Source organism: Halopseudomonas salina (genome assembly GCF_008641105.1).
Genome location: NZ_VTTI01000008.1, coordinates 168,321 through 186,327, shown reverse-complemented (window position 1 = coordinate 186,327; position 18,007 = coordinate 168,321). Strand labels below are relative to the sequence as shown.

15 protein-coding genes are annotated in these 18,007 nt (G+C 55.9%); 12 read left to right on the top strand and 3 right to left on the bottom strand.

The features are described 5' to 3' along the window. The first annotated feature begins 211 nt into the window (after window positions 1–211). The 5 genes from cysP to FZF01_RS14065 are packed head-to-tail and all read left to right on the top strand — an operon-like array spanning window position 212 to window position 4,739. Window positions 212–1,237 (top strand): thiosulfate ABC transporter substrate-binding protein CysP, encoded by a 1,026-nt coding sequence (gene cysP / locus FZF01_RS14085; protein ID WP_150278841.1) that lies wholly within the window; start codon window positions 212–214, stop codon window positions 1,235–1,237. A gap of 12 nt (window positions 1,238–1,249) precedes the next feature. After that, window positions 1,250–2,113, top strand: a complete 864-nt coding sequence (cysT, locus tag FZF01_RS14080; RefSeq protein WP_150278840.1) for a sulfate/thiosulfate ABC transporter permease CysT — start codon at window positions 1,250–1,252, stop codon at window positions 2,111–2,113. A gap of 4 nt (window positions 2,114–2,117) precedes the next feature. Further along, entirely contained in the window at window positions 2,118–2,990 is an 873-nt protein-coding gene (gene cysW, locus FZF01_RS14075; protein WP_150278839.1) for a sulfate/thiosulfate ABC transporter permease CysW, read from the top strand. Continuing rightward, a complete protein-coding gene (locus FZF01_RS14070; RefSeq protein WP_150278838.1) occupies window positions 2,987–4,084 on the top strand; it encodes a sulfate/molybdate ABC transporter ATP-binding protein in 1,098 nt (365 codons plus the stop codon). Before cysW ends, FZF01_RS14070 begins: the two co-directional genes overlap by 4 nt. 40 nt (window positions 4,085–4,124) lie before the next feature. Beyond that, the gene (locus FZF01_RS14065) at window positions 4,125–4,739 is read left to right on the top strand and encodes a class I SAM-dependent methyltransferase (RefSeq protein WP_150278837.1); all 615 of its coding nucleotides are present in this window, start codon (window positions 4,125–4,127) and stop codon (window positions 4,737–4,739) included. 77 nt (window positions 4,740–4,816) lie between these two features. Here FZF01_RS14065 and FZF01_RS14060 read toward each other — a convergent pair whose 3' ends face one another. Then, window positions 4,817–5,842 (bottom strand): alpha/beta fold hydrolase, encoded by a 1,026-nt coding sequence (locus FZF01_RS14060; protein WP_150278836.1) that lies wholly within the window; start codon window positions 5,840–5,842, stop codon window positions 4,817–4,819. Window positions 5,843–5,993: 151 nt separating this feature from the next. Here FZF01_RS14060 and glnT point away from each other — a divergent pair, with 151 nt between their 5' ends. The 4 genes from glnT (at window position 5,994) to FZF01_RS14040 (ending at window position 9,915) form a co-directional block, all read left to right on the top strand. Further along, the gene (gene glnT / locus FZF01_RS14055) at window positions 5,994–7,355 is read left to right on the top strand and encodes a type III glutamate--ammonia ligase (RefSeq protein ID WP_150278854.1); all 1,362 of its coding nucleotides are present in this window, start codon (window positions 5,994–5,996) and stop codon (window positions 7,353–7,355) included. A 100-nt stretch (window positions 7,356–7,455) separates the two neighbouring features. Next, window positions 7,456–8,553: a putative urea ABC transporter substrate-binding protein gene (locus tag FZF01_RS14050; protein ID WP_150278835.1), complete on the top strand. Its 1,098-nt coding sequence runs from the start codon at window positions 7,456–7,458 to the stop codon at window positions 8,551–8,553. A 60-nt stretch (window positions 8,554–8,613) separates the two neighbouring features. Next, window positions 8,614–9,225 carry a TetR family transcriptional regulator gene (locus FZF01_RS14045; RefSeq protein WP_150278834.1) on the top strand — a complete coding sequence of 204 codons (612 nt, stop codon included), beginning with the start codon at window positions 8,614–8,616 and terminating at the stop codon, window positions 9,223–9,225. Window positions 9,226–9,354: 129 nt separating this feature from the next. Beyond that, complete coding sequence (locus FZF01_RS14040) at window positions 9,355–9,915, top strand: porin family protein (RefSeq protein ID WP_150278833.1); 561 nt, start codon at window positions 9,355–9,357, stop codon at window positions 9,913–9,915. 61 nt (window positions 9,916–9,976) lie between these two features. Here FZF01_RS14040 and FZF01_RS14035 read toward each other — a convergent pair whose 3' ends face one another. After that, the gene (locus FZF01_RS14035; RefSeq protein ID WP_150278832.1) at window positions 9,977–11,941 is read right to left on the bottom strand and encodes an alkyl/aryl-sulfatase; all 1,965 of its coding nucleotides are present in this window, start codon (window positions 11,939–11,941) and stop codon (window positions 9,977–9,979) included. A gap of 307 nt (window positions 11,942–12,248) precedes the next feature. Here FZF01_RS14035 and FZF01_RS14030 point away from each other — a divergent pair, with 307 nt between their 5' ends. Together FZF01_RS14030 and FZF01_RS14025 are read left to right on the top strand one after the other, a co-directional pair. Beyond that, complete coding sequence (locus FZF01_RS14030) at window positions 12,249–13,346, top strand: carboxynorspermidine decarboxylase (RefSeq protein ID WP_150278831.1); 1,098 nt, start codon at window positions 12,249–12,251, stop codon at window positions 13,344–13,346. Window positions 13,347–13,392: 46 nt separating this feature from the next. Beyond that, complete coding sequence (locus tag FZF01_RS14025; protein WP_150278830.1) at window positions 13,393–14,631, top strand: saccharopine dehydrogenase family protein; 1,239 nt, start codon at window positions 13,393–13,395, stop codon at window positions 14,629–14,631. A 63-nt stretch (window positions 14,632–14,694) separates the two neighbouring features. Here the strand turns inward: FZF01_RS14025 and FZF01_RS14020 are convergent, their stop codons facing one another. Continuing rightward, entirely contained in the window at window positions 14,695–16,383 is a 1,689-nt protein-coding gene (locus FZF01_RS14020) for a VOC family protein (protein WP_150278829.1), read from the bottom strand. Window positions 16,384–16,560: 177 nt separating this feature from the next. Here FZF01_RS14020 and FZF01_RS14015 point away from each other — a divergent pair, with 177 nt between their 5' ends. Beyond that, window positions 16,561–17,910 (top strand): glutamine synthetase family protein, encoded by a 1,350-nt coding sequence (locus tag FZF01_RS14015; RefSeq protein ID WP_150278826.1) that lies wholly within the window; start codon window positions 16,561–16,563, stop codon window positions 17,908–17,910. The last annotated feature ends 97 nt before the right edge of the window (window positions 17,911–18,007 follow it).

Sequence of the window (18,007 nt, the reverse complement as noted above, 5' to 3'; positions counted from 1 at the left end):
GCAGCTTGCAGCTTGCAGCTTGCAGCTTGCAGCTTGCAGCTTGCAGCTTGCAGCTTGCAGCTTGCAGCTTGCAGCTTCCCTTTATGCTTTAGAGGCTTAAGTAATAAGTAAAACCGTATAACCAGCAAGTTGTTATAAATCGATCGGTTCGATACCCTGTGCAGCCTGTTCGGGAAGCCGACTGGTGCTTCCCCAAGTCCTTGGAGGATTTATGGCTGATAAATCGATACGTACTCGCGTCAGCGCGATCGCTGGTGCTTTATTGCTGGGAGCCAGTGCGGCTTTATCTCCGGTTCATGCTGCTGACCAGAAACTGCTCAACTCTTCCTACGACATTGCCAGAGAACTGTTCTCTGCCTACAACCAGCAGTTTTCCGAGTACTGGCAAGAGAAAACGGGCAATACGTTGGAAATCAGTCAATCCCATGGCGGTTCGTCGAAACAAGCGCAGGCCATAATTCAAGGCCTGCGGGCGGATGTGGTGACCTATAACCAGGTGACTGATGTCGACATTCTGCATACCCGTGGCAATCTGATACCCGAAGATTGGCGTCAGCGGCTACCTAATGCCAGCTCGCCTTACTATTCAACAATGGCCTTTCTGGTGCGCGAAGGAAATCCGAAAAACATTCGTAACTGGGATGATCTTGCTCGGGATGATGTCAGCTCCGTGTTGCCGAATCCCAAGACCTCCGGTAATGGTCGTTATACCTATCTTGCCGCTTTGGGCTATGCCCAGAAAGCCTTTGATGGTGATGAAGCGAAGATAGACCAGTTCCTGAAAACCATGTTGGGCAATGTAGCGGTATATGACACCGGCGGACGCGGTGCCACAACGACCTTTATCGAACGGGGAATCGGCGATGTGCTGCTTACTTTCGAGTCTGAAGTGAACAACATCGTCGCGCAAAATCCAGAGGCCGGTTATCAGGTTGTTGTACCAAAAATCAGTTTCCTTGCGGAGTTTCCTGTTACCTGGATCGACCGTAATGTTGAGCGTAACGAAACCGAAGCCTTGGCTAAAAACTATCTCGAGTATCTGTATTCCGAGGAAGCACAGCGCCTGATCGCTGGTTTCAATTACCGGGTTCACAACGAAAAGGTACAGACCGAATTTGCTGACCGTTTCCCGGATCTTGAACTGCTACCCATCGAAGAAATTGCCGGTAATTGGGAAACAGCCATGCGTGTTCATTTTGCGCCTGGCGGCAAACTGGACCAATTGCAGAGACGTTGATGCATAAAGTCCATGAATAAAGTCTCAGCACAAGTCTTGCCTGCCAGCGCTGGTAAGGCAAAGAGAGTGTTGCCCGGGTTCTCGTTGAGCCTGGGCGTTTCGCTCTTATTCATCAGTCTGGTTCTGTTGCTCCCTGTCACCGGACTCATCGTTCAGACGTCCGGTATGACCTTGGCAGAATACTGGGCGGTTATCACCGACGAACGGGTTGTTGCATCCTATAAGGTAACGCTGTGGGCTGCTGGAATTGCATCACTCATCAACGGGGTGGTGGGGCTTTTGATGGCTTGGGTACTGGTACGCTATGAGTTCTGGGGCAAGCGTTTTGTCGATGCTCTGATGGACTTGCCCTTTGCACTGCCAACGGCGGTAGCAGGCATTACGCTCGCAGCACTTTTCGCTGAAAACGGCTGGTACGGCCAATATCTCGCCCGGCTCGGAATCGAGGTCGCCTACACCCCACTGGGTATTGTTGTTGCTATGTCTTTCACCAGTCTTCCCTTTGTGGTTCGCACGGTTCAACCGGTGCTGGAGGATCTAGCGCCGGAGGACGAAGAGGCGGCTATGAGTATGGGAGCTTCAGATCTTACGGTGTTCCGCCGCATACTGTTTCCGGCGCTCTGGCCAGCGCTGATGACGGGCGTTGCGTTGTCATTTACACGTAGTCTCGGCGAGTTCGGAGCAGTTATATTCATAGCCGGTAATACACCCTATGTAAGCGAAATCACCAGCCTGATGATTTTTGTCAGACTGCAGGAATTCGATTACGCGGCCGCCAGCGCCATTGCGTCCGTGGTGTTGATGGCTTCTCTCGTCCTTCTTCTGGGTATCAATCTGTGGCAGGCGCGTTATCTCAAACGTCTGCATGGGCGGTGAGACCATGAGCAAACATCGAAACTCGAGCCTCAGGGTCGGCGAGCGCCCATGGACCAAATGGACACTCATTGGCATCGCTTTGACTCTTACGCTGCTGATTCTGGTTATCCCGCTGGTGTTGATCTTTGCCCAGGCCCTGTCAGGGGGCGTGCAGACGGCTTGGGATAACCTGACTGATGCCTATACGCTGCATGCAATTGGGCTCACATTGTTCGTAGCTGCGTTAACAGTGCCGATCAACCTGGTGTTCGGGGTCTTTCTTGCCTGGCTGGTCACGCGGTTCGAGTTCCCGGGGCGCAAGGCGCTGATCACGCTGATCGATATCCCGTTCGCCGTCTCGCCAGTGGTTGCTGGCCTGTTGTATCTGCTCCTGTACGGATCCAACGGTTGGTTAGGTAGTTGGCTGGCCGATTACGATGTCCAATTGATGTTCGCCTGGCCAGGAATTGTCATGGTCACCGTGTTTGTTACCTGTCCATTTGTTGCACGGGAACTCATCCCGTTAATGCAGCAACAGGGCAGTGAGGAAGAAGAGGCAGGTGTGATCCTCGGTGCCAGTGGCTGGCAGCTTTTCCGCCGCGTGACCCTGCCAAATATCCGCTGGGCCCTGATATACGGCGTCGTGCTTACCAATGCCCGAGCTGTTGGTGAGTTTGGCGCGGTGTCGGTAGTAGCGGGAAATATCCGCGGTCAAACCAATACCTTGCCATTGCACGTGGAGCTGCTCTACCAGGACTACAACGTAGTAGGTGCTTTTGTTGCTGCATCGCTGCTGGCAGGCATCGCTCTTCTCACGCTGTTGATCAAAAGTGTCGTCGAGTGGCGCCAGAGCCGGCAACCTGAACCTGAAAACCATCAGTCGGAAATCCTTGGATGAGTATTACTGTAGAGCGCATCAATAAATATTTCGGGTCCTTTCAAGCGCTCAAGGACATTTCCCTGGACATCCCTGATGGCAAGTTGATTGGTTTGCTGGGTCCTTCGGGGTCAGGCAAGACAACACTGCTGCGCGTAATAGCGGGTCTGGAAAATGCCGAGAGTGGGCGGGTGCTTTTCCATGGCGAGGATGTCACTCCCTTGCACGTACGCGAGCGCCGTGTTGGCTTTGTATTTCAGCATTACGCACTTTTTCGGCACATGACAGTAGCGCAGAACATCGCCTTCGGCCTTGAAGTCATGCCGCGCAAGGATCGCCCCTCTGCCCCCGAGATACGTAGGCGTGTTGCGGATCTGTTGGAAATGGTTCAGCTGGCTCATCTGGCCGAGCGCTTTCCTGCTCAACTGTCTGGTGGGCAGAAACAAAGAATCGCCCTGGCCCGTGCACTGGCAATGAAGCCGCAGATACTCTTGCTTGATGAGCCATTCGGCGCGCTTGATGCCAAGGTGCGCAAAGATTTGCGTCGCTGGTTACGCGCTCTGCATGACGAATTGCACTTCACCAGCGTGTTCGTTACCCACGACCAGGAAGAGGCGCTTGAGCTCTCCGATCAGGTAGTGGTCATGAGTGCTGGCAAGATCGAGCAGGTTGACGAACCCCGTGCCCTCTATGCGCAGCCAGAAAGCCGTTTTGTGTTTGATTTTCTGGGGCACGTCAACGTGTTCTCCGGGGACCTGCAGGGTCGCCGTCTGCAGCAATCGGAGGGCTGGATTGAATTGCCCGAGGATACCGATGGGGAAGCTGTACAGTTATATATTCGTCCCCACGAACTTCGACTACAGGATGAGCCCGCAGCTCATGCCCACTTACCCCTGCGGATTGACTCCATCAGTCTGATCGGAGCTGAAGTTCGCCTGGAGCTTACGCCCTGCGGTTGGCAGAGTGAAGAGCCCTGGGAGGTTGGTATCAGTCACGCCGAGTTCAATCGCTGGCAGCCCCAGCGAGGTGACCGGTGCTATGCTGTCCCGGACGTGGGTCATCTGTTCAATTGCGAGGGTAAACCGCCCCGCACGCTGAGCTGGGTTGGTCGCTGAGCTTTCTCGGCGGTGCCTGCACCGCTCGCTGGGAGAGTCAATGAATCCGTATGAGCGCTATGTACTGCCGAAGATGATCGACATTGCCTGTGGCATGGGTGATGTGATGAAAGCCCGATCCAGAGTGGTGCCCCAAGCGACAGGTGAGGTCCTGGAAATTGGCATTGGTACTGGCCTGAATCTGCAGTTCTACAATCCCGAAAAAGTAACCTCTATTATCGGCGTTGACCCCGCTGCACAGATGCAGACGCTTGCTCGTAAGCGCGCTGCATCAATCGGCATTCCTGTTGATATGGTGGCGGTGGATGTGCAAGGCATTCACGCTGAAACTGATCGCTTCGATACGATCGTGATGACCTTTACCCTGTGCAGTATTGCCGACCCGATACCCGCCATGAAAGAAATGCACCGCGTTCTCAAACCCGGTGGGCGGTTGCTGTTTTGTGAGCATGGGCTTGCACCCGATGCCTCAGTAGAGCGCTGGCAGCACCGGCTGACGCCGCTCTGGAAACCACTGGCAGGTGGCTGTCATCTCAATCGGGATATTCCGGCTCTGATTGAAGCGGGCGGGTTTAGCATAGGTGAGCTGCACACCGAGTATCTTCCAGGCCCTCGGCCGATGACCTTTGTTTACAGCGGTTGGGCGCATAAATAAGCCTGTGTGTCAGCCCCTTTGCCAGGTCGGAAGCCATACCTTTGAAGGCCTGTAGTTGGTTGAGGGCGCTGCGGTGATCAGGCACGCCCGAGTAATTCGGCGCAGGCGTCGAGAATGACGCGAGTGTCCACCGGGTTGCGTCCAGGCGCACCGGCGCAGTGACCCCAGTCCGAGATAAGCGGGAGACATCGTGCGTCAGGTATGTGCTGGGCTTCCCAACAGGCATCCTGTCGGGTGAAGTACAGATCAGTACTCGAAGGCATGATTACCGTCTGCGCCTTTATTGCCTGAAGAGCAGCAATGAAGTCTCCCCGGTATCGCTCATTTGCGCTGATATCGCCATGCATCCAGGTGGAAAGAACCGCAAGCAGGTTATTCGCGTCCTGTTCGAGATGATCTGCTTCCCAATAGGCCAGCAAGGCATCGATGCTGTCATGGCCAAGCGTGCGGTAAAGCTCTTCCCGGAAAAAAGCCTGGCTGTAAGCCCATCCCGCATAAACTCGAGCGAATGCCTTGAGCCCCGTTTCCGGCTGCTGAGTATAAAACCCGTGCTGCCAAACCGGGTCGCAGGTCAACGCAGCTTTCACACCTTCAAGAAACACCCGGTTATGCGGCCAGCAGCGTGCGGTGGCGCATACGCTCATGATGCGTCGAACCTGATCAGGAAAGGTGCAGCCCCATTGCAGAGCCTGCATGCCGCCCATGGACCAGCCCATTATCAATGCCAATGATGCACCATTGAACTGCTCGGTGATCAATTGCTGTTGCGCGATGACGTTGTCGAAAATAGTGACCTGGGGAAAATTCCCGGCTGTCTGTGTCCCATGTGCGTCAGTGGGCGAGGTGGAGCAACCATTGCCGATAAGGTTGGGTATGACGATGCAGTAATGATCCGGATCCAGAGGACCATGTGCACCAATCAGGGGCGCGATGCCCGAATGTGTTCCACCGTAGTACGTCGGTAGCAGAATCAGGTTATCGCCCGCCGTGTTCAATTCACCGAATTGTAGATAAGTGAGCTGGGATTCGCGCAATACAGCGCCACTTTGTAAAACCAGCTCGCCGAGCTCGAATCGCTTTACAACGCCTTGATCTATAACCATTTTGGCCACTCCTTTAATCCTGTTTGTTGGCCAGATGCCGTTCTGGGGGGTCAATAAAACGAACATATACATGCATGCTGGCATGTATGTTGAATGGAAGATTCGTACCAAGCTCGCCATTCCCGGCGAGATCACGATCTGGAGTGCAGTCATGACGGTACAGCCATCCGCCGAAAGCTTGAAACAAACGCTCAGGGACAAGGGAGTCAAGTATGCCCTTGCCGGGTATGTAGACATCCACGGCATCATCAAGGGGAAGTTCGTCCCTGTCGATCATCTGGACAGGATGCTCAAAGGTTCTGAGCTCTTCACCGGCGCTGCCCTGGACGGCGTACCCCAGGAGATCAGCGATAATGAAGTAGCTGCGATGCCGGATACCGCTACCCTGACCCAGTGCCCCTGGAACCCTGATCTGGCCTGGTTTGCCAGCGACCTCTATCTGGACGGTGCTCCGTTCGAGGCCTGCTCGCGCAACATCCTCAAGCGGCAGGTGGCCGATGCTGCAGACATGGGTTACAAATTCAACCTGGGCATTGAAACCGAATTCTTCCTGTTCAAGGATTCCGCTGATGGCGGCTTCGAGCCGATAAGTGCACGCGATACCCTGGCCAAGCCTTGCTACGACCCCCGCACTCTGGGCGACAACATGCACATAGTTGGAGAGCTGGTCGAAGCAATGAACAGCATGGGCTGGGACGTGTATTCGTTCGATCATGAGGACGCAAACGGTCAGTTTGAAACCGACTTTACCTACACCGATGCGCTGGGCATGGCCGACAGGCTGGTGTTCTTCCGTCTGATGGCCGGTGAAATTGCCCGCAAGCACGGTGCATTTGCCAGTTTCATGCCCAAGCCTTCTGCTACCCGCACCGGTAGCGGCGCGCACTACAACATGTCCCTGGCTGATCTCGAGACTGGCAAGAACCTGTTTGATACAGCCAACGGTGAGGACACCTATGGCTGCGGCGTAACCGCCATGGCTTATCACTTCATCGCTGGCGTGATGAAGCATGCAAAGGCGATCAGTGCGGTTATTGCGCCCACGGTTAACAGTTACAAGCGCCTGGTGCGCAAGGGCAGCATGTCAGGCTCCACCTGGGCGCCGGTCTTCGTCTGTTACGGCAACAACAACCGCACCAATATGTTGCGCATCCCGTCCCAGGGCGCGCGGGTCGAGTGTCGGGCTGCGGACATCGCCTGCAACCCCTACCTGGGCTCGGCAATGATCCTGGCGGCAGGTCTGGAGGGTATTCGCGAGGCAATGGATCCCGGCCAGCCGCATCGGGAAAACATGTACAGCTACACCGATCAGGAGGTGCGCGACATGAATATCGAGATGCTTCCGCAGAACCTCGGTGAAGCCATTGACGCCTTCGAGGCAGACCCGCTTTCCAGACTGGTGTTTGGTGACGCAATGTTCGAAAGCTTCGTGCAGTACAAGCGCGAGGAATGGACCAGCTATCACACCCATGTGTCTGACTGGGAGTTGAGCCGGTACCTCAAATTCTTCTGATGATCCCGCGCCAGCAAAAACTGGCGCGGCTCTTGCTACGCTTTACCCCTATCTGGACCCATGATCTGGCAAGTCGCCACATTCTTTCAGGAGTAGAAACATGAAAAAGCCTTTTGCATTGAAGCGCCGTATCACGCAGATACTTGGTGGTGCGCTTATCACCGCAGCCGTATCGACCATGTTGATCGTTCCCGCAGCCAGTGCCCAGGAGCGTGACAGCTTCAAGATTGCCTGGAGTATCTACGCGGGCTGGATTCCATGGAAATACGTAGATGAATCCGGAATCATGAAAAAATGGGCCGACAAGTACGGTATTGAAGTCGAGATTGTGCAGATCAACGACTACATAGAGTCGATCAACCAATACACCGCAGGGGAGTTTGATGGTGTTGTGGCTACCAGTATGGATGCCCTGTCCATCCCGTCCGCAGGTGGCGTCGACACTACGGCGCTGATCGTCGGTGACTATTCCAATGGTAATGACGGCCTGGTGATGAAGGGTAGCAGCGACATCAAGGACCTCAAGGGCGAGCAGGTCAATCTGGTCGAGCTGTCCGTATCACACTATTTGCTTGCGCGCGCGCTGGACTCCGTGGGTATGAGTGAGCGTGATGTCACTGTGGTGAATACCGGCGATGCGGATATTGTTGCCGCTTTCAGCACCGACGGCGTCAAGAACGTGGTGACCTGGAACCCGTTGCTGGCGGATGTTCTGGAAATGCCTAGCGCCAACGGCGTATTCGATTCAAGCCAGATACCCGGTCACATCAAGGATCTGACCATCGTCAACACGCAAACGCTTGCGGAGAATCCTGCCCTGGGCAAGGCCCTGGTTGGCGCCTGGTTCGAGCTCATGGCCGAGATGAGTACCGACAGTGAAGCTGGTCAGGAAGCCAGAGCTTTTCTGGGTGAGGCTTCAGGCACTGATCAGGCGGGCTATGAAGCTCAGCTGGCAGGTATGAAGATGTTCTGGGAGCCAAAAGATGCGATAGCCTTTATCTCCAGCGATCAGGCCATCGAGGCGATGGACAGTGTTCGCGAGTTCTCTTATCAGAAAGGCTTGCTTGGCGAGGGCGCCAGCTCTGCTGATTTCGTGGGTATCTCCTTCCCTGGTGGCAAGACGCTGGGCGACAGCGCTAATATAAAGCTGCGTTTCGATCCTGCCTACATGCAGATGGCGGCGGACGACGCACTCTGATCTCAGCCCGAATCCTCCATGGTCATCAGGCCGTGGGGGATTGCCGCAAGCGGATAATTCATGCGCCGTACCAAGGAAGACGCGGAAAAAACGCGTCTGAAAATCATAGAAGCCGCTCTGACGCTATTCAGTCGCAACGGTTATTCCAACACCACGCTGGGGATGATTGGCACCGAGGCAGGATACAGTCGCGGACCTATCTACTGGCATTTCAAAAACAAGGATGATCTCTACCAGGCCGTTCTGGCTTACTCTCAAGAACCGTTGGAAGCGCTGGTAGGCAATGCGGCGAGGTCCGGTACCGATGCTCTTGCTGCCATAGACAGGTTTGCCCACCAATGGCTTGAACTGCTCGCTGAGGATGTCTGGTTCCGCCAATCCTTCGAAATCCTGTTGAACAAGACGGAGCTGACCGATGCTATTGCTCCTACGATTCAGCGTGAAAAAGAGCTGACACGGCATATTGTCGAAACGCTCTCTCAGCTTGTAGCCCAGGCGCAGGAAATCAAGCAGCTCCCTGCCTCCCAGCCTGCTAATAAACTGGGTTTACTGATTTACACCCATCTGATGGGGATCACCCAGAGCTGGCTGTTTGCGCCGGATCTTTTCTGCCTCAAAGAGGAGAAGACCTTCCTCGTGCAACGGCTGCACTGTCTCCTGCGCGCCCCTTGAAAAGAAACCATCTCGCCCTATGGTGCGTGGCCTGAAAATGCCCTTATGATATCCCCGCGCGGGCCAGGAGGCCCGTCTAAAGGGATCACTGTCAGAAGACAGTCATAACAAGCATCTGGAGATGTATAAATGTTCAAGAAGACTTTATTTGTTGCTGCTGTTGTTGTGAGCTTTAGCACTATGGCTGCCGTTGCCCACGCGGAGGAGTCCAGCGGTTATGTGTTTGGCAGCCTGGGCCAGTCCGACGCCAACGTCAGCGGTGCCTCTGATACTGAAGATACCGCCTGGAAGCTGGGCGGTGGCTTGCAACTGAGCGACAACTGGGGTGTTGAGCTTCAATATACGGACTTGGGCCAAGTAGAAGGTGACGTCTGGGTAGGCGGCGTTCCTTTTCAAGCTGAAGCTGAAACCCAAGGTTTTGGAGCGAACCTGGTTGGCACTCTGCCCTTCGAGCGATTCCAGCTTTTCGGTAAGCTCGGCTATCACCGTATGGAAACTGAAATACGCGCGAGCGGTTTTGGGGTCTCGGCAAGTGATGACGCCACTGAATGGGTTATGTCTTACGGCATTGGCGCGGCTTACGAGTTGACAGCCAATCTTGATATTCTCGCTGAATACGAAATGTATTCTGATGTGGCAGACGAATACGACGTCGACATGCTTTCGGCAGGTCTGCGTTACAACTTCTGACCAATACGCGCAAAAAAGCCGGGGCTCATGCTCCGGCTTTTTAGTTTTTGCGGCTTGGGTCTTACGGTTTCACAGGCTCGATGATCGGAAAGTTCGCAGAAGGCTCTTCAATCATTTGCAGCAGACCAAAGAATGCTCTCGGGTCACCCTCCACTTTGATTTCACCGGCTTTGACCGCTTCGGGGAACGTAAGCTCGCGGAGTAAAATCCGGTCGAGGGTTTTCCGCGTCATGTTGACGCTGGCATCGGGATTTTCGGCCAGGCTGCCGGCGCGGTAGGTGAGTGTGGCGTTCTGCAGGTTCAGGCGATATTGCTCGTCGATATCCGTCAGCGACCAGTTGATTACCAGGTGCTGGCCAGCGGCTTTTTCTGCATCCAGACGCACTGCCAGCAAATCGAAGAACATGCCTGCCTCCAGAGCCTGCAGTAGGTCAGGAGAAATACCAGTACCTGTGCGCTGTTCGCCAACGCCCTCACGCAGTTCCTGCGCGCCGGTCAGATAGGCGCCGCGCCAGGTGCCGGCCTCGGCCTGATAGCCCAGTTGCTCCAGGGCATCTGCACCCAGTTCGCGAGCCGCCTGATGGTCGGGGTTGGCGAATACGGCCTGACTCATTACCCAGGCGACCCAACGGTACTCGCCATTGGCGAAGTCCTTGCGAGCCTGGTCGATCACACTGTCCATACCACCCATATAGCTGATTGTCTTGGCAGCGTTCTCTTGTGGCGGCAGGGGGTCGAGGTTGGCCGGGTTGGCGTCATACCAACCCATATAGCGCTGGTATATTGCTCGGGCGTTGTGTTTCAGCGTGCCGTAATACCCGCGGGCATACCACTCCTGGTCCAGACTCTCTGGAAGCTTGATGTTCTCCGCAATATCCCCGGCCAGGTAACCCTTGTTCATCATGCGTACAGACTGATCATGGATGAACTTGTACAGATCGCGCTGGACGCCAAGAAAGTGTTGCGCCCCTTCGCGTTCCCAGATCGGCCAGTGATGCTGGGCGATGAGGATGTCGGTCCGGTCACCGAAACGCTCCAGGGCCTTGTCGATATAATGCGACCAGGCGCTGGCGTCGCGGATTGCCGCGCCGCGGATGGTGTAGATGTTATGCAGGTGCTGGCTGGTGATCTCAGCCGTGTTGAGTACCTTGAACTGGGGAAAATACATCATCATTTCCGACTCGGCTTCGGTGCCGTGGGCCATCTGGAATTCGATTTCAATACCGTCGATAGTCAGGGTCGCATTGTCGGGAACGGTGTCGGTTGGCGCGATCAGGGTCATTGGGCCGCTGGCGAGGGCCTTGCCGAGCCCGGTGTCCACGTGTCCGCGCTCACCCGCTGGCAGCGCCGCGCCAAACTGGTAGATAGCGCGGCGGCTCATCGCGTTTCCGGCAATGATGTTCTCCGATACCGCATGCTGCATGAAGCCATAGGGTGCATAAACCTTGACCTTCCCGGCACGCACGTCGGCCTCATCAATCACACCCTTTACGCCACCAAAATGGTCAGCATGGTTATGCGTGTAAAGCACAGCCACGACAGGCTTTTGTGGACGATTCTGATAGTAGAGCTCAAGACCGGCTTCGGCCGTGGCTGGAGTCAGTAGCGGGTCGATGATAATCAGGCCGGTTTCGCCCTCTATGATGGTCATATTGGCCAGATCCATGCCGCGGATCTGGTACATGCCCTCGGTTACCTGAAATAGACCGTGAATGGCATTCAATTGCGCCTGTCGCCAGAGGCTGGGGTTTACCGTGTCAGGGGCTGGCTTATCCTTCAGGAAGGCGTAGGCGGCCATGTTCCATGCGACATGTCCCTCACTATCAATCACCTTGCCTTCAGGCCATTGGGCAATAAAGCCACGCCTGGCATCGTCAAAGGCCTGGGTGTTGCTAAAGGGCAGGGCATCAAGAGCGGCAGCATTGCGCTCGGCGGTGACGCTTTCAGCGGGTTTTGGCCCGGCCAGCACTGCCTGCGCAGTGCCCGCAATGAGAATACTGGTCAACAGAAAGGAACGGTATCGCATGGGTGGGTACTCCGGTTTTGTTTTTATCGGCTTGATATTGACCTTATAGGGCACAGCTCTCATATGTCTAATGCATTTTTATTGCTTGATTGATGCGCGTAGCGCATCAGTTAGTGCTTTGCTGCTACTCGGCTTTGTGCGTTGTTCTGCAATTGCCACATTTGGCAGTTAAGCTGGTGCGGACGTAGGCGTCATTCGGGAAACGTATTTTCCCTCGAAGGTCGGCGCTTTTTTCACTATAATCGCGCGCTTTGCGTAGGCTGGGCATAACCCGGTTTATCGGCAAGCAGTGGAGGGTCGTTGGGCCATGATCAAAACCCCGTACTACCTGATCGACAAGAGTAAATTGCTGCGCAATATGGAGCGCATTGCCTACGTACGCGAGCACTCCGGCGCCAAGGCGCTGCTCGCCCTGAAGTGCTTTGCGACATGGTCGGTATTCGATCTGATGCAGCAGTATATGGACGGCACCACTTCCTCCTCGCTCAACGAGGTAAAGCTCGGCCGCCTCAAGTTTGCCGGTGAAACCCATGCCTACAGCGTGGCCTATGCCGATGACGAGATCGAGGAAGTACTGGCCCATTCGGACAAGATCATCTTCAACTCAATCAGTCAGCTGCAGCGATTTGCTTCGGCTTCGACAGATCACGTACGTGGCCTGCGTCTGAACCCCGGGGTCAGTAGTTCCGAATTTCTTATCGCCGATCCATCGCGGCCATTCAGCCGGCTGGGTGAGTGGGACGCTGCCAAGGTCGCCGAGGTGATCGACCAGGTCTCAGGTTTCATGATCCACAACAACTGTGAGAACAGTGACTTCGCCTTGTTCGACCAGATGCTCGGGCAGATCGAGGAGCGTTTCGGTGGCTTGCTGGAGCAAGTGGAGTGGGTAAGCCTGGGCGGCGGTATCCACTTTACCGGCGATGGCTATCCGCTGGACGCCTTCTGCGCTCGGCTCAAGGCGTTTTCCGAGCGGTTCGGCGTACAGGTCTATCTGGAGCCCGGCGAGGCTGCTATCACCATGAGTAGTTCACTTGAGGTCACAGTGCTGGATACGCTGTTCAACGGCAAGAATCTGGCTGTGGTCGACAGCTCCATCGAAGCGCACATGCTGGACTTGCTGATATACCGGCAACCCGCCAGGATGGCGCCCTGTGATGGCGAACACACCTATATGGTGTGCGGTAAATCCTGCCTTGCGGGGGATATTTTCGGTGAATTCCAGTTCGACAAGGAACTGCAGATTGGTGACCGCCTCTCATTCATTGATGCGGCCGGTTACACAATGGTCAAGAAAAACTGGTTCAATGGCGTTCAGATGCCTTCCATTGTGGTGCGTCAGCTTGATGGCAGTGTTGAAGTGGTTCGTGAGTTCAGCTTCGACGATTTCGTAAACGGCCTCTCTTGAGGCGAATAACCCAGCCTTTTCCAAGGAGGCGTTTCGAGGAAGAGACATGAAGAAAAACGTTCTGATTATTGGTGCCGGTGGTGTTGCCCAGGTTGTCGCACACAAGTGCGCGCAGCATAACGATGTGTTGGGCAATATCCATATTGCTTCGCGTACGGTGGAAAAATGCCAGCAGCTGGTCGACAGCGTACGGGAGAAGGGCAGCCTCAAGGTTGCCGGTGAATTGCAGGCGCACGCGCTCGATGCACTTGATGTCGAGGCCACCAAGGCGCTGATCGACAAGACGCAGTCACAACTGGTCATCAATGTCGGATCGTCATTCGTCAACATGTCGGTACTCCAGGCCTGCATCGAGAGCGGTGCGGCTTATCTGGATACCGCTATTCACGAAGAGCCGGAAAAGATCTGCGAGACGCCACCCTGGTATGCCAATTACGAGTGGAAGCGTCGCGAGCTGTGCGAAGCCAACAACATCACCGCGATCCTGGGCATCGGTTTTGATCCAGGCGTGGTCAATGCCTATGCGGCAGTTGCGGTGAACGAGTACTTCGACAGTGTCAGCGACATCGACATCATCGACATCAACGCCGGCAGTCATGGCAAGTACTTCGCCACCAACTTTGATCCGGAGATCAATTTCCGCGAGTTTACCGGTGAGGTGTGGTCCTGGCAGAGCAGCAGCTGGGTCAGCAACCGGATGTTCGAGGTCAAGCGGACCGACGATCTGCCCGTGGTTGGCGAACACACCAGCTACATGACCGGCCATGATGAATTGCACTCGCTGTCACAGAATCTGAACGTGCCCAACATCCGCTTCTGGATGGGTTTTGGCGAGCATTACATCAACGTCTTTACTGTACTGAACAACCTCGGTCTGCTGTCTGAACAGCCGGTTACTACTGCCGAAGGTCAGGAAGTCATTCCGCTCAAGGTGGTCAAGGCCGTGCTGCCCGACCCCTCATCGCTGGCGCCGAACTATCAGGGCAAAACCTGCATCGGTGATCTGGTCAAGGGCAAGAAGGATGGCAAGGACAAGGAAGTATTCATCTACAACGTCGCCGATCATGCCGAGGCTTATAGTGAAGTTGGTAGCCAGGGTATTTCCTATACCGCCGGTGTGCCTGTGGTAGCTGCCGCTATCCTGATCGCCAATGGCGAGTGGGACGTGCAGAAGATGGTCAACGTCGAGGAGCTCCCGCCCAAGCCGTTTATCAATCTATTGAACACCATGGGTCTGCCCTCACGCATCCGTGATGAAGAGGGTGATCGGGCGCTCAGCTTCTGATCCACCAGAGCAGTAAAAAAGGCCCGCCTGAGCGTTCAGGCGGGCCTTTTCTATTCGCGCCGGTTATTCCTGTTTTGCCCAGGGCGCACGGAGTATCTCTATCAGGGTGCCATCGGTGTCCTTGCCGTAGCCCACCGTCTCGTCAGTACGATCTTTATCGCTGGACGGTTGCGCAGGTGTAATCACCTGTCCGCCGCCATCCTCGATTGCCTGCGCAAAGCCCTCTGGCGACATGCTGCGCATTTCCAGCTTGACCGGGTTGTCGGTGTAATTGCGCGGGCTGCCATTGATCCAGTTCATCAACACCAGTGCCGATCCACCCTGACCCTGCAGGATGTACTCGTTGTACTGGAAGGGGATGGGCAGATACAACACCTCGCGAAAGCCCAGATCTTCAACATAGAAATCCCGGGCAGCCTCCAGATCGCTCACCCCGAGACCGAAGGCGCCGAAATAGGATTCCACTGCATCATCGCTGCCAACGAACTCGATCAGGTTGTTGTCCAGGTCCCGCCCGAAGCCCACGGTGACGCCGAGGCCGGGCTGCAGTGCGGGGGGCACGGTGACCCGGCCGCCAGCATTGAGTATGTCGCGCGCGTACTGCTCGGGGTCTTTTACATAGAACACCAGTTTCCCGGGATTCTGTCGGTAGTTGCGGACCACGCCGTCAGTGAAACCCATCAGCACAACCTGCGAGCCACGCTCGTCCGCCGATTGCATCACCACCTCCTCGCGATCGTCACGGGTGCGGCGGGTTACTTCAGTCATTCCCAGGCCGGCACGGTAGAAATCAACCGCTGCTTCCAGATCCTCTACCCCGATACCGGCAGCGCCCAGATAGGCGCGGATGCCCTGACGCAGCTCCAGCAGGGTGCCATCGGCATCACTGGCATAGCTGACCAGGGCTCCGTCGAGATCAGCCTCCGCGGATGCAGCAGGAGCACGCGGGACATCACCACCGGCCTGGCGGATATTGTCGGCAAGGTCAGTAGGATAAGCGACGTCGAGTTGCAGCTTCACCGGGTTGTCCGTGTAGTTGCGGACGCTGCCGTTGGTCCAGTTCATCAGTACCACGGCTGAGCTGCCTGGTACCGGGGAGGTCAGAATATACTCGTCATATTGTCCGGGAACCCGGAGGAACTGGCTTTCTTCAAAGCCCAGCACATCGACATAGAAATCGCGGGCCGCCTCCAGGTCGCTGACGCCAATTCCGAAGGCGCCGAAGAAGGAGTTGGTCGCGTCCGGCTCACCCACAATCTCGATCAGGTTGTTATCCAGATCCCGGCCAAAGCCCACAACCACATTGCCAAATGCCGGCTGCGGAGCTGGGGGTACGGTGATACGGCCGCCCTGCGCAGTAAACTGCGCAGCAAAGGCTTGTGGATCCTTCGCATAGAACACCAGTTTGCCCGGATTCTGCTGAAAATTACGGCCTATTCCGTCGGTGAAATCCATCAACACAACCTTCGAGCCACGTGCATCCGCTGACTCCAGTACCACTTCGGTGCGGTTGTCCCGGATAAGCCGTCCCACTTCGCGCATGCCCATGCCGTCGGTGTAGAGAGCAACCGATGCGTCCAGGTCAGTTACGCCGATGCCGGCGGCACTCATGAACGTCAGGTTGGCCTGGGGCGCAGCAGCGTCCGGTGGAGGCAGGTCGCTCGAACTGCCTCCACCGCCGCCGAGGCAGCCCGATAGAAGGGTCATTGTTACCAACAACAGCAGAATCTTGAGGTAGGGGTAAGCGGACATGGAAAGCATCCTTGTTATTGTGGGAGCAAACAGAATGAACGTTCGTTCATGAGTGCAAGATACGCTTAGCTTACAGGGATGGCAACCGGGGAATAGCTCGAGCGGTGACGGCCGCGTTAGGGCAGGCTATCATCCGGTCTCACGTCAATTACCCCGTTCAGAACAAGGTGTCTGCCCATGTCCTCGCCGTTAGCTGCCCTCTCGCTGGAAATGCGTCTGGCCGGAGTCGCTGAAATCGAATGCGTGACCCCCGACCTCAACGGCATACCCCGCGGCAAGGTGATGACCGTGGAAGGCTTTCTCGCTGGCCGGCGTCTGCAAATGGCCCGTGGCGTGTTGTTGCAGGCGTTGATGGGCGGCTATCCGGAACCACGCTTTTTTGGTGACGATGATGGTGATCTGCAGCTGCGCGCCTTGGCCGATCAGGTGCACGTATTGCCATGGGCCGAAACACCCCGGGCACTGGCGGTGTGCGAGGCGGTGGAACTCGACGGTACCTTGTCGGGACTCTCGTGCCGGACGTTGCTCAAGCAGGTGGTGGGCCGTTACGCCGAACGCAACTGGCAACCGATCGTTGCCACCGAGCTGGAGTTCTTCCTGTTCGAACGGCATTCTGATGCTAATCTGCCGTTCCAGCCGCCGGTCGGTATAGATGGTCGCCGCGATCCGGGCAATGCCGCATTCAGCGTTAGCTCCAACAACGGACTGCGGCCTTTCTTCGATGAAATCAAGGTGGGTATGGCCGCGCTGGGGATTCCCCGTGATACCTTTATGCACGAGATGGGTGTTAGTCAGTTCGAGATCAATTTCGTGCACGGCGATCCGCTATTGATTGCCGACCAGACCTTCCTGTTCAAGCACATGCTGCATGAGGTCGCGCTCAAGCACGGTCTGATTGCGGTGTGCATGGCCAAGCCGCTGGCGCGGGTACCGGGCTGCTCAATGCACATACACCAGAGCGTGATCGAGAAAACCCATGGACGGAACATCTTCACCGATCCGCGCAACAACGAACCGACCTTCAGCTTCCCGCATTACATTGGTGGCCTGCAGCTTTGCCTGGCCGACCTGACGTTGTTGATGGCGCCGAATATCAACTCCTATCAGCGCTTCTGCCATATCTTTGCTTCGCCCAACAATCTCTGCTGGGCGCAGGATAACCGCAGCGCTGGCTTGCGCATTCCGGCCAGTACGCCGGATGCACGCAGGGTAGAAAACCGTTTGCCCGGTGCCGACGCCAACCCCTATCTGGCGATAGCCGCCAGTCTTGCTGCCGGTCTGCACGGCATTGATAACGAAATAGAACCTAGCCCCTCTGTCAGCGGCCAGTTTGTCGCGCCGGATCATCTCAAGCTGCCCGGCTCGCTGCACGAGGCTATCAATCGCTTGAGTCGCAGCACACTGGCGCGGGAACTGTTTGATGACGAATTCATTGATGGCTATCTGGCAACCAAGACATTGGAACTCGAACACTTCCTGGACGAGATAACGCCCTGGGAGCGCCGCTTTCTTGGCTCGCAAGTCTAGAGGCCTGGAACTGACCGCGCTGCGACCTGATCTGTCGCGCTAACCCCTGATACTATGGCGTCACCTGCGCTGCACCTGTGCAGGCCGGTCAATACAG